The organism is Chromobacterium sp. Panama (assembly GCF_003052555.1).
GTDB lineage: Bacteria > Pseudomonadota > Gammaproteobacteria > Burkholderiales > Chromobacteriaceae > Chromobacterium.
The window spans coordinates 4,023,855-4,035,744 of sequence record NZ_QARX01000001.1 but is presented as its reverse complement, the minus strand read 5'-3'; the positions used below and the strand labels follow the sequence as shown (position 1 = coordinate 4,035,744).

Here is an 11,890-nt window from a genome sequence, read left to right as displayed (position 1 = left end):
CCGAAGCTTGATATGAGTTGTGAGCGAGGTGTCCGGCGAAGCGGCGGTATGTTTGCCTGGCCGCGGGTAGCGGGCAGGTTGCCGCATGGCGGCGAAGGCGGGAGCGTCCGATCGGAGGCGGGGCCGGGAGCCGCGCCGTTCGGGATGGCCGGGCGGGCGGGAAAGGCCAGTGTAACCGATATCCGCGCAAGCGCCTCCCGCGCCTGGTCGTCATGACAGCCCGCTTTCCAACGGTATATTTCCCTCAAGGTGCAAACTTGGCGCTTGGCGGAGGTCTATCTCATTTTCCAAACCATCCGGAGGAGTAGGCCCCATGCTGCAGAATTACTTTCCCATCCTGTTATTCATCGTCGTCGGACTGCTGGTGGGCGTGGTGCCGCTGCTGATGGGCAAGTTGCTGGGGCCAAACCGGCCGGATCCGGAAAAGCTGTCGCCGTACGAGTGCGGCTTCGAGGCCTTCGAAGACGCGCGCATGCGCTTCGACGTCCGCTACTACCTGGTGGCCATCCTGTTCATCCTCTTCGATCTGGAAGTCGCTTTCATGATTCCCTGGGCGGTGACGCTGAAGGAGCTGGGCGGCTTCGGCCTGGGCGCGATGGCGGTGTTCCTGGGCGTGCTGGTCGTTGGCTTCATCTATGAATGGAAGAAGGGCGCTTTGCAGTGGGACTGAGGATAGGCTGAGCCATCGCCCTCACCCGCGCCCGCTTTGCCGGCGCGGGTTTGTTTTTGGGGCGCGGCTCCGGAACCTGTTCAACGCCGTATCGCCGAAGCGCAGCAGACTTTGAACAGGCTCTCAGAGCTTGTTTACGATCTCGCGAGCTAAGGCGAGACAAGGCGAAAACGGCTGAGAAAGCGGAATGTACGCGTGGTACATGAGCATTTCGAAACTGTTTTCAACGCCGTATCGCCGACGCGCAGCAGATCGTAAACAGGTTCTCAGGCCAAGGCGCGCCGGCCGGCGAGATAGCGACGCAACAAGGCCGCCGCCAGCCCGGCCCAGTAAAGTCCCAGTCCCAGCGCGGCGGCGAACAGCGGCTGGCGATAGCCGCCGAGGATCCAGGCCAGGCCGCAGCCGACCCAGACGCCGTGTAGGCCCAGCAGCCGGCGATGGGAGGCCTCACTCAGCAATTCATGGGTGGCCGGCAATTGCCGCCTGGGCAGGCCGCGCTGTTTCAGGTCCAGCCAGGCGAGGAAGGGCAGGATCTTGCCCTGCATGGACAGCACCGCGCCCAGGCCGAAGCCGCCCAGCCAGAGCCAGCCGGCCAGCATGGGCGGCGTTTCCGACAGCGGCAGCAGGCGCGCGGCGAGCGCGCAGGGCGCGGCCGCCGTCATCCAGATCAGGCTGGCCTGCCAGCCGCGGCGCAGGGGGTCGGCGCGGCGCTGGCTGCGCCGCAGCGCGTCCAATTGCCGCAGGCCCTGCCACAGCACGAACAGCGCCAAGGCGGCCAGCAGGCCGGAGACGACGGCGGGCGCGTCCCAGATCAGCGCGACGCCGCTCAGGCACAGCAGGCCGAACAACAAGGTCTCCCGCGGCAGCCGCCCCGTCGCCGGCGGCGGCGTGACCAGAAACATCGGGATCACCGTGCGCGCCACCGACAGCACCAGCAGCCACAACCAACCCAGCGCCGCCCACAGCACATGGTTGTCCAGCAAGGGACCCAAGGGCAGCGCGACGCGGCCGCCCAGCAACAAGACCAGGGCCGCGCCAAGACAGGCGGCGACGGCCAGCGCGCACAGCGCCAGCCGCAGGCCCCGGCTGCCGGCGTCCCGCGCCGGGCTGCGCAGCAAGCCGCGCAGGCCGAACAGCGCCGGCGTCAGCAAGGCTGGCGTCAGCAGCGCGGCGCCCGCCTGCAGCCACAGCGGCGACAGGCCCAGCTGGAAACCGGCCACCAGAAGCGCGCAGCCAGCCTGCAAGGGCAGAAAACAAGCCAGCAGCAGCCGGCGCGGATGCGGAGTCGGCACCCCCGCCGTCACAGCCAGCAACTGCCACAGGGACCCCAGCATCGCATTGCCCAGCACGCCCAGCGCCAGCGCGTGGGTCAGCGCCAGCACCTCGGGCTGGAAACGCGACGGCGCGCCGTCCGGCAGCGCCACCAACAAGGCCGCCGTCGCCAGCAGCCAGCAGGGCGCGGCCAGCATGTGGGCCAGCGGCAGCCACAGCGGCGGGGCCTGTTGGTAGTCCAGCCAGGCCTGGCTCATGGCCGGCTCAGAATCAGCACGACGCCGCCGTCCCCCGACAGTTCAAAGCGATACAGCAGGCCGGCTTTTTCCAACATGGGCAGCAGCGGAGTGGGATGGTGGGGCAGCACCCAGGCGAGGCTGTCGCCGGGCCGCATCTGTTCGGCGGCGTCCAGGATGATCTCCATCGGTTCGGGCGGCGCCAGGTGGCGCAGGTCTTGCGGGGTCATGGCTGCGCGCCCTCCGCAATCAACTCCGCCATTTCCGGCAGCGCTTGCGCGCACATGGGGTAGAGCACGTTTTCTTCCTTCATATTGTGTTGCTGCATCAGGATGAGCAGGGTGTCGTTCAGGCCCAGGAAAGCTTGCAGATGCTGCGCGGCCAGCGCCTCGTCCATGTCCTCCAGCAAATCCCGCATGTCCTGATGCTCCATGCGCATGATGCGGGTCGGCCCCATGCTGCTGCCGCTGGCGGCTTCGAAAGCCGGGAACAGCGCGTCTTCTTCAACGGCGAAATGCGCTTCCATCTCCCGGCGGAAAGCCTGGAAATGGCTCAGGGCCAAGGCCCAGTCCTGCGCGCGGGCCGCGGTTTCGCAGTCGGCGAAGCGCGCGTCGCAGGCGCGGTGTTGCTCAACAAGGGTGTCGATGGCGCTCATGGCGTGTACTCGTGGGATGGAGCGCGCAGTATGGCCGCGGCGGCGGGGGCGGCAGAATGACCGGGATCAAGGAATCCCAAACCATGGCCCAGCGCCGCGCGCAGCGCCGCCAGCTCCTGATGCAGACGCACCACGCCGCCTATGATCAACAGCGCCGGCGCGCGCAGCCGGTATTGCTCCGCCAGCCGGCCCAGCTCGGACAAGTGGCCGCAGACGCAGCGCTCGCCCGGCATACAGGCCTGTTCGACGATGGCCACCGGCGTGTCCGGCGCGCGGCCGTGGCTCAGCAGCTGTTCGGCGATATGGGCGGCCTCGCCCAAGCCCATATAGACCACCACGGTTTCGTCCGGCCCGCTGTCCGCGGTCCAGGCCAGCGCCGACGCGCCTTCGCGGCGGTGGCCGGTGACGAAGCGGCAGCCCTGGGCGTAGTCGCGGTGGGTCAGCGGCAGCGCCAGGCTGGCCGCCGCGCCCAGCGCGGCGCTGACGCCCGGCACCGCCTCGCAGCGGATGCCGGCGGCCAGCAGCGCGCGCATCTCCTCGCCGCCGCGGCCGAACATGAAGGGGTCGCCGCCCTTCAGCCGCGCCACGCGCAGGCCCTGGCGCGCCAGCGCGATCATCAACTGGTTGATTTCGGCCTGCGGCAAGGTGTGGCGGCTGGCGCGCTTGCCGACGCAGACGCGCCGGGCGGAGGGCGGCGCCAATTGCAGGATCTCGGCGTCTATCAGGTGGTCGTACAGCACCGCGTCGGCCTGGGCCAGGCGCTGCGCGGCGCGCACGGTGAGCAGATCGGCGCAGCCGGGGCCGGCGCCCAAGAGCGCGACGCTGCCGGGCGGAAAGGGCGGGGCGGCGGCGCTCAGTCCGGCGCGGGGAAGAGGGGTGACGGGGCGGATCATGGCGGCCTCCTTGCGGTTGGCGATGACGGATGGCGCCAGTGTAGGAAGGCGGACGGCCGGAAATCGTTGATTCGAATCAATGCTCCCGGGATGCCCGAATCCGTACAGTTCGGCCCGAGTACCGCGCCGGCGGTGCAAGCATTCGAGGAGGACATGATGAGCGCGAGCTTCACCAAATCGACCGCCCGCAATATTTTTTACGGCGGCTCGGTTTTCTTTTTCCTGTTGTTCCTGGGGCTGACCCTGGACACCACCCTGGCCCTGCCCAGCCATAACGCCAAGGCCCAGCTCACCGAGCAGGCGGTGCGCGGCAAGAAGATCTGGGAGACGCGCAGTTGCGGCGGCTGCCACACCTTGCTGGGCGAGGGCGCTTACTTCGGGCCGGAGCTGGGCAACGTCTACGTGCGCCGCGGCCCGGAATTCATCAAGGGCTGGATGCAGGCGATGCCGACCAACGCGCCGGGCCGCCGCCAGATGCCGCAGTTCCATCTGAACCCGGCCGAGCTGGACGATCTGGTGGCCTTCCTGAAGTACGCGTCGCAGATCAACACCAATAACTGGCCGCCCAATATCGAGGGCTGATCCCGTCCCATCCCTTTATCTTTGGAGAACACAATGAGCAACGCTACCGTGGCCACGCCGCCGCGCGGCGCGACCGCAGCCGTCGCGCAGGTGCGCTACCGCTCGCAGGCCGTGGCCAAACCCTATTTCATCGCCGCCATCGGCCTGTTCATCGGCCAGATCGTGTTTGGCCTGATCATCGGCCTGCAATACGTGATCGGCGATTTCCTGTTTCCCGCCGTGCCCTTCGGCACCGCCCGCATGGTGCACACCAACCTGCTGATCGTCTGGCTGCTGTTCGGCTTCATGGGCGCCGGCTATTACCTGATCCCGGAGGAGAGCGAGCGCGAACTGCACAGCCCGCGGCTGGCCATCATCACCTTCTGGGTGTTCCTGGTGGCCGGCGCGCTGACCATACTCGGCTACCTGGGCCTGCCCTACCATGAACTGGCCCGGCTCACCGGCAACGATCTGCTGCCCACCATGGGCCGCGGCTATCTGGAGCAGCCGCTGATCACCAAGGTGGGCATCGTGCTGGTGGCGCTGTCCTTCCTCTACAACCTGTCCATGACCCTGCTGGCCGGCCGCAAGACCAGCATCAGCATCGTGATGATGCTGGGCCTGTGGGGCCTGGCCGTGTTCTTCCTGTTCTCCTTCGTCAATCCCAACAACCTGGTGCTGGACAAGTACTACTGGTGGTGGGTGGTGCACCTGTGGGTGGAAGGCGTGTGGGAACTGATCATGGGCGCGATGCTGGCCTTCGTCCTGGTGAAAGTGACCGGGGTGGACCGCGAGGTGATCGAAAAATGGCTGTACCTGATCATCGCCATGACCCTGATCACCGGCATCATCGGCACCGGCCACCATTATTTCTGGATAGGCGTGCCGGCCTACTGGCAGCTGTGGGGCTCCATCTTCTCCGCGCTGGAACCGGTGCCCTTCTTCATGATGACCCTGTTCGCCTTCAATATGGTCAAACGCCGCCGCCGCGAACACCCCAACCAGGCCGCCACCTTGTGGGCGCTGGGCACTGGGGTGATGTCCTTCCTCGGCGCCGGAGTGTGGGGCTTCATTGGCACGCTGTCGGTGGTCAACTACTACACCCACGGCACCCAGGTGACCGCCTCCCACGGCCACATGGCCTTCTACGGCGCTTACGTGATGGTGGTGCTGACCATGATCTCCTACACCATGCCGCTGCTGCGCGGGCGCGAGGCCAATTGCGCGCAGGCGCAGAAGGTGGAAAAAACCGCGTTCTGGGTGATGACCCTGTCCATCGTGGCCATCACCTTGTGCCTGACCGCCGCCGGCGCGGTCCAGGTGTGGTTGCAGCGCATGTCCGCCACGCCGCTGTCCTTCATGGAGACGCAGGAACGGATCATGCCCATCTACTGGGGGCGCTGGGTGTTCGGCATCAGCTTCTTCTGCGGGCTGGTGTTGTACGTGATCAGCTTCTTCGTTACCGGCAAGCGCGAGGATTGACGGTGGCGCAAGCAAGGACGGCGACACGGGAGGCCTTGGCATGGAGCTGAGCGCGCCGTCGGAGCGCCGCGTGCCGGGCGATCTGGCGATGTGGTGTTTCATCCTGGCCGAGCTGGCGGTGTTCGGCGTGTTCTTCCTGGCTTACGCCTGGGCCCGCCGGCAACAGCCGGCGTTGTTCGCGGCAGGGCAGGGCGAACTGGAGCTGGGCCTGCCCACGCTCAATACCCTGTTGCTGCTGGCCGGCAGCGCCGCCGTCCTGGCCGCGCTCAGCGCCTTCTCCGCAGACCGGCAGCGCGCCGGGCGGCGCTGGCTGGCGCTGACCTTGCTGGCCGGCGGCGGCTTTCTTGGTTTGAAAGGCTATGAGCTGGTGGGCAAGGCCTTGCAAGGGATTACCATGTCCAGCAACGACTTCTGGATGTTTTACCTGTCGTTGACGGTGTTTCACTTCCTGCATGTGGTGTTGGGCATGGTAATCGTGGCAGCGGTGTGGCGGCTGGCCCGCGACGGCCGTTACAAGCCGGGATCGATGGACGAGGTGGAAACCGCCGCCGCCTACTGGCATATGGTGGATCTGGTGTGGTTGCTGTTGTTCGCCCTGGTCTACGTGGCGAGATAGACGCCCGCGCAAAGCCTTATTTCGCATCAAGGCGGCCGCCGCGCCGCATCGGCATCATGCCCTCATGACTTATCCCACCCCCCATGCGCAAACCGGCCTGTGGCTGCTCTTGTCCGGGCTGACCCTGCTGGCCGCCTGGCTGGCCGAAGGCGGCCGGCCGCCGCATCTGGCGCTGATCGCGCTGGGCCTGGCCTGGCTCAAGGGCGTGTTGCTGGTGGAGCGCTATATGGGCTTGCGCGACGCGCCTTGCTGGCTGCGCGCGCTGGTGCAGGGCTGGCTGGCGCTGGTGTCGGCCGCGCTGCTGCTCAGCTTTATCTGAAGGAACGCCGATGAACGCGCCTGAACTCCTGACTATCCCCGTCCCCTTCTATCAGCCGCAAGGCGCCGAGTGCGAGCTGTTCGAAGCCGCCTGGCGCCAGCAACTGCCGGTGCTGATCAAGGGGCCCACCGGCTGCGGCAAGACCCGCTTCGTCGCCCATATGGCGGCGCGGCTCGGCCTGCCGTTGATCACCGTCTCCTGCCACGACGACCTGAGCGCCGCCGACCTGGTGGGCCGCCACCTGATCGCCGACGGCGCCACCGTGTGGTGCGACGGCCCGCTGACCCGCGCGGTGCGGATAGGCGGCATCTGCTATCTGGACGAAGTGGTGGAAGCGCGCAAAGACACCACCGTGGTGCTGCACCCGCTGACCGACGACCGCCGCATCCTGCCGGTGGAACGCACCGGCGAAGTGCTGCAAGCGCCGCCGGGCTTCATGCTGGTGGTGTCCTACAACCCCGGCTACCAGCACGTGCTGAAAACGCTGAAGCCCAGCACCCGCCAGCGTTTTGTCGCCATGAGCTTCGATTTTCCGCCGCCGGAAGTGGAAATCGGCGTGCTGATGCTGGAAAGCGGGATAGGCGAAGCGCTGGCGCGCCAACTGGTGACGCTGGCCGGTCAGCTGCGGCGCTTGTCCGGCTACGACCTGGAAGAAGCCGCCAGCACGCGGCTGTTGGTGTACGCCGCCAAGTTGATCCAGGCCGGCCTGCCGCCCTGGCAAGCCTGCCGCACCGCGCTGGCGGAACCGCTGAGTGACGACGCCGACACCGTGGCGGCGCTGCTGGCGGTGATCCAGACCCAATTCCCCGGCTGAGCGGCATGGAAGACATTGTCGGCGGCTGGTGGGACAAACTGGCGCGGCGCGCGGCGCGGCGCGGCTTTCCGGAATACGCGGCGGAGCTGGCGCAGGTGACGGCGCAAGCGCCGCTGTTCTTCCGCGCCATGGGCGGCGACCCGGCGCTGGCGCTGCGCACCACCGTGGGCACCGAACACGGCGCGCGCCGCGGCTGGCTGCAACGGCTGGCCGGAACCGGCGCGCGGATGGAGCTGGCCTGGCGGGACAGCCAGGCGCTCTATCTGCCCGAGCGCATCGATTGTTTTCCCAGCGCCGCCCTCAACCGCGACTGTTACTTCTGGCTGCTGGCCCAGGCCGCTTACGCGGCCGACAGCGACGGAGACTGGCTGAGCCGCAACCGCCTGGCCGCGGCGCGCGCCTTGGCGGACATGCCGGGCCTGGCCGCCGTTTACCGCCGGCTGGCGGCGGCCGCCTTGGCGCAGCGGCCGAAGCCCTCCGACCTGCCGCAGGCGGAAGCCGCGGTAGAGCGCGCGATCCAGGCGGCGCTGAGCCGGCCGGAACAGGCGGTGACGCTGCCGCCGTTGAGCCGGCCGCCGCAGCCGGTGCCGCTATGGCTGCATCCGGAACCTCCGCTGACGGAGGCCGAAGGGCAGGGCAGCCGCCACGCCGACGGCGAACGCGGCGGCGGCAAGGACGCCCAGCGCCAGCGCCGCCGCTACCGCGCCCGGCGCATGGAACAGGACCAGCGCAAGAACGGCATGCTGATGGTGTTCCGCGCCGAGAGCCTGTTCACCTGGGACGAATACGTCAAAGTCAACCGCCACAACGACGACGACGACGACGGCAACGGCGAAATCGCCGCCGAAGACATGAACCGGCTGACCCTGGGCCAGGACGCCCATACCCGCGGCAGCCGGCTGCGTTTCGATCTGGACCTGCCGGCCGCCGCTTACGACGATACCCCGCTGGGGCCGGGCATCAAGCTGCCGGAATGGCACTGGAAGCGGCAATGCCTGGTGGAGGACCACTGCCTGCTGCGGCCGATGCTGCCGCGCGACGCCGCGCCGGCGCCTTTGCCGGAGCGCTTGCAGCCGCTGGCGCGCCGGCTGCGGCGGCAATTCCAGGCGCTGGCGCCGGAGCGCCGCCGGCGCAGCGGCGAAACCGCCGGGCCGGACATCGACCTGGACCGGCTGATCCGCTTCCTCGCGGAACGGCGCGGCGGCGCGGCGCTGAGCGAGCCGGCGCTGTACCAAGACTGGCCGCCGGGCGAACGCAGCCTGGCCTGCCTGACCCTGGCCGACCTGTCGCTGTCCACCGAAAGCTGGCTGGGCGAAACCGGCCGGGTGATCGACGTGATCCGCGACAGCCTGCTGCTGTTCGCCGAGGCGCTGGCCGCCAGCGGCGACGACTTCGGCCTGTACGGTTTTTCCTCGCTGCGGCGGCAGGAAGTGCGCTTGCAGATCCTCAAAGACTTTGCCGACCGTTACGACGACGCCGCCCGCGGCCGCATCCTCGCCATCCGGCCCGGCTACTACACCCGCATGGGTGCGGCCATCCGCCAGTGCACCCGCATCCTGAGCGAGCGGCCGGCGCAGCGCCGTTTGTTGTTGCTGATCTCGGACGGCAAGCCCAACGATCTGGACCACTACGAAGGCCGCTACGGCATAGAAGACACGCGCCAGGCGGTGCTGGAAGCCCGCCGCGCCGGTCTGACCCCGTTCTGCGTGACCATAGACCGGGAGGCAGGCGACTACCTGCCGCATTTGTTCGGCCGCAATGGTTATGCGCTGGTGAGGCAGGCGGAGCGGTTGCCGCAGGCGTTGACCAGGCTGTATGCCAGTCTGACGGCGTGAGATTGGGGCGAATCAACTTTTTGTATCCGCTGCGCGGATGATGATTTTCATTGCCGGGGCTGCCCGGCGGGCAGGAAGGGGAATTTGCGCGGCCAAATTCCCCTTCACCCCAAAGGCCGCCCTGCAAGCCTGGCCTACGGCTTCCCGCCGGGTCCTGTCAGGCCCGAGGCGCGGCTGAACTCACGATTTGCTAACGTCAAATCGCTCAAACAGGGCAGCCGCTTAAGACCTCGGGCCTGCCACCCGACGGCAGGCTTGAAGGGAGCGGGGGTAGCGTCGCATACCGGCTTGCTTCGTTGATGACACGCAAAGTCCTAAAAGTGGCGAACTGGCATAGTTGAACAAGTAATCAAGGAGTTCCATGGCCAAAAAATTCCCGCTGCACCCCGCCCACCCCGAACGCATCTGCTGGGGCTGCGACCTCTATTGCCCCGCCCACTCCCTGCAATGCGGCAACGGCTCCAGCCGCACGCAACATCCGGCGGAAGTGCTGGGCGACGACTGGTATCAATACGGCGACTGGGGCCTGGAGGATTCCCCGGTCACGGGACAGGACGGCTCCGGCAAGCGTTGATTCGAATCAAGGCTGTCCATATGCGTCCGGGATGATCATGCCGTCAATAAGAGCCTGTTCAAAGTCTCGCGAGCTAGAGCGAGACAAGGCGAAAACGGCTGAGAAAGCGGAATGTACTGGCGGTACATGAGCATTTTGAAGACGGTTTCAACGCCCTTGTCTAACTATCCCGCCGACGCGCAGCAGACCTTGAACAGGTTCTGAGGGTTATTCCTAACGCTGGAGCGCACGCCATGAAGTCTCCGAAGCAGTCCCTGTTCACCAAGAGCGTCTTGCTCGCCCTGTTGCCGCTGGCCGCGGCTCCCGTCTGGGCGGACACCGCCGCCCCGCCCGCCGGCGAGGCGATGCACCAGAACGCCAACGCCAAAGCCCCGCCGATGACCGAGGCGGAATTCACCCGCGGCAAGCAAATCTACTTCGAACGCTGCGCCGGCTGTCACGGCGTGCTGCGCAAAGGCGCCACCGGCAAGGCGCTGACGCCGGACATCACCCTGGCGCGCGGCACTGAATACCTGAAAACCTTCATCAAATACGGCTCCCCGGCCGGCATGCCCAACTGGGGCACCTCCGGCGAATTCAACGATCAGCAAGTGGACCTGATGGCGCGCTACGTGCAGCAAGAGCCGCCCACCCCGCCGGAATTCGGCATGCAGGACATGCTGGCCACCTGGAAGGTGCAAGTGCCGGTGGACAAGCGTCCGCGGCGCAAGGAAAACCAGCTGGACATCTCCAACCTGTTCTCCGTCACCCTGCGCGACGCCGGCGAAATCGCGCTGATCGACGGCCACAGCAAACAGATCGTCAGCGTGATCAAGACCGGCTACGCCGTGCACATCTCCCGGCTGTCCAAATCCGGCCGCTACCTGTACGTGATCGGCCGCGACGGCAAGATCAACCTGGTGGACCTGTGGATGGCCAAGCCGGACAGCGTGGCGGAAATCCGCATCGGCCTGGAAGCGCGCTCGGTGGAAACCTCCAAATACCGCGGCTACGACGACAAGCTGGCGGTGGCCGGCGCTTACTGGCCGCCGCAATACGTGATCATGGACGGGGCCAGCCTCAAGCCGCTGAAAATCGTCGGCACCCGCGGCATGACGGTGGACAACGAATACCACCCGGAACCGCGCGTGGCCTCCATCGTGGCCAGCCATTACAAGCCGGAATTCGTGGTCAACGCCAAGGAAACCGGCAAGATCATGATGGTGGACTACTCGGACCTGGCCAACCTCAAGACCACCACCATAGACGCCGCCAAATTCCTGCACGACGGCGGCTTCGACGCCAGCGGCCGCTACTTCATGGTGGCCGCCAACGCCTCCAATAAAGTGGCGGTGGTGGACACCAAGCTGGACAAGCTGGCGGCGCTGGTGGACGTGGGCAAAACCCCGCACCCCGGCCGCGGCGCCAACTTCACCGATCCGCAATACGGGCCGGTCTGGGCCACCAGCCACCTGGGCGACGACAGCATCAGCCTGGTGGGCACTGATCCGGAAAAACACAAGGCCCAGGCCTGGAAAGTGGTGCGCACGCTCAAAGGGCAGGGCGGCGGCTCGCTCTTCATCAAGACCCATCCGCAATCCGCCAATCTGTGGGTGGACACCGTGTTCAACCCGGACGCCAAGCTCAGCCAGAGCGTGGCGGTGTTCGACATCAAGCACCTGGACAAGGGCTTCTCCATGCTGCCGATAGGCGAATGGTCCGGCCTGAGCGACGGGGCCAAACGCGTGTTGCAGCCGGAATTCAACAAGGCCGGCGACGAAGTCTGGTTCTCGGTCTGGAGCGCCAAGGACAAGCAATCCGCCATCGTGGTGGTGGACGACAAAACCCGCAAGCTCAAGGCCGTGATCAAGGACCCGCGCCTGGTCACCCCCACCGGCAAATTCAACGTCTACAACACCCAGCACGACATCTACTGACCCCGCCAGCGCGCCTGCCGGGCCAGCCCCGGCGGGCGGAGGAGAAC

The 11,890-nt window shown here is 66.9% G+C and carries 13 protein-coding genes; 9 read left to right on the top strand and 4 right to left on the bottom strand.

Features of this window, described 5'->3' with window-relative positions; translation table 11 throughout:
• Positions 1-313: 313 nt before the first annotated feature.
• On the top strand, positions 314-670 hold the full coding sequence (locus DB032_RS18265) for an NADH-quinone oxidoreductase subunit A (RefSeq protein ID WP_019103334.1): 357 nt from the start codon (positions 314-316) through the stop codon (positions 668-670).
• A gap of 266 nt (positions 671-936) precedes the next feature.
• On the opposite strand, the gene DB032_RS18260 is transcribed toward DB032_RS18265, so the two are convergent.
• The 4 genes from DB032_RS18260 to cobA are packed head-to-tail and all read right to left on the bottom strand — an operon-like array spanning position 937 to position 3,726.
• Entirely contained in the window at positions 937-2,199 is a 1,263-nt protein-coding gene (locus tag DB032_RS18260; protein WP_107800719.1) for a hypothetical protein, read from the bottom strand.
• Positions 2,196-2,408, bottom strand: a complete 213-nt coding sequence (locus DB032_RS18255; protein ID WP_107800718.1) for a DUF2249 domain-containing protein — start codon at positions 2,406-2,408, stop codon at positions 2,196-2,198. Before DB032_RS18255 ends, DB032_RS18260 begins: the two co-directional genes overlap by 4 nt.
• Positions 2,405-2,833, bottom strand: coding sequence for a hemerythrin domain-containing protein (locus DB032_RS18250; protein ID WP_048409437.1), 429 nt, complete (start codon positions 2,831-2,833; stop codon positions 2,405-2,407). The genes DB032_RS18255 and DB032_RS18250 overlap by 4 nt, the downstream gene beginning before the upstream one ends.
• Positions 2,830-3,726, bottom strand: a complete 897-nt coding sequence (gene cobA, locus DB032_RS18245) for a uroporphyrinogen-III C-methyltransferase (RefSeq protein ID WP_107800717.1) — start codon at positions 3,724-3,726, stop codon at positions 2,830-2,832. Before cobA ends, DB032_RS18250 begins: the two co-directional genes overlap by 4 nt.
• A 90-nt stretch (positions 3,727-3,816) precedes the next feature.
• Between cobA and DB032_RS18240 the strand changes: the two genes are divergently transcribed.
• From DB032_RS18240 to DB032_RS18205, 8 genes are all read left to right on the top strand, one after another.
• The gene (locus DB032_RS18240) at positions 3,817-4,308 is read left to right on the top strand and encodes a cytochrome c (RefSeq protein WP_269473792.1); all 492 of its coding nucleotides are present in this window, start codon (positions 3,817-3,819) and stop codon (positions 4,306-4,308) included.
• A gap of 33 nt (positions 4,309-4,341) precedes the next feature.
• Complete coding sequence (locus DB032_RS18235) at positions 4,342-5,769, top strand: cbb3-type cytochrome c oxidase subunit I (RefSeq protein WP_048409438.1); 1,428 nt, start codon at positions 4,342-4,344, stop codon at positions 5,767-5,769.
• 40 nt (positions 5,770-5,809) lie between these two features.
• Positions 5,810-6,385, top strand: a complete 576-nt coding sequence (locus tag DB032_RS18230) for a cytochrome c oxidase subunit 3 (RefSeq protein ID WP_107800716.1) — start codon at positions 5,810-5,812, stop codon at positions 6,383-6,385.
• A gap of 64 nt (positions 6,386-6,449) precedes the next feature.
• Positions 6,450-6,704 (top strand): cytochrome C oxidase subunit IV family protein, encoded by a 255-nt coding sequence (locus DB032_RS18225; protein WP_107800715.1) that lies wholly within the window; start codon positions 6,450-6,452, stop codon positions 6,702-6,704.
• A gap of 10 nt (positions 6,705-6,714) precedes the next feature.
• Positions 6,715-7,518: a CbbQ/NirQ/NorQ/GpvN family protein gene (locus DB032_RS18220; RefSeq protein WP_107800714.1), complete on the top strand. Its 804-nt coding sequence runs from the start codon at positions 6,715-6,717 to the stop codon at positions 7,516-7,518.
• 5 nt (positions 7,519-7,523) lie between these two features.
• Positions 7,524-9,353 carry a nitric oxide reductase activation protein NorD gene (locus tag DB032_RS18215; RefSeq protein WP_107800713.1) on the top strand — a complete coding sequence of 610 codons (1,830 nt, stop codon included), beginning with the start codon at positions 7,524-7,526 and terminating at the stop codon, positions 9,351-9,353.
• A 361-nt stretch (positions 9,354-9,714) separates the two neighbouring features.
• The gene (locus DB032_RS18210) at positions 9,715-9,927 is read left to right on the top strand and encodes a DUF3079 domain-containing protein (protein ID WP_107800712.1); all 213 of its coding nucleotides are present in this window, start codon (positions 9,715-9,717) and stop codon (positions 9,925-9,927) included.
• 233 nt (positions 9,928-10,160) lie between these two features.
• Positions 10,161-11,843: a nitrite reductase gene (locus DB032_RS18205; protein ID WP_107800711.1), complete on the top strand. Its 1,683-nt coding sequence runs from the start codon at positions 10,161-10,163 to the stop codon at positions 11,841-11,843.
• Positions 11,844-11,890: the final 47 nt, after the last annotated feature.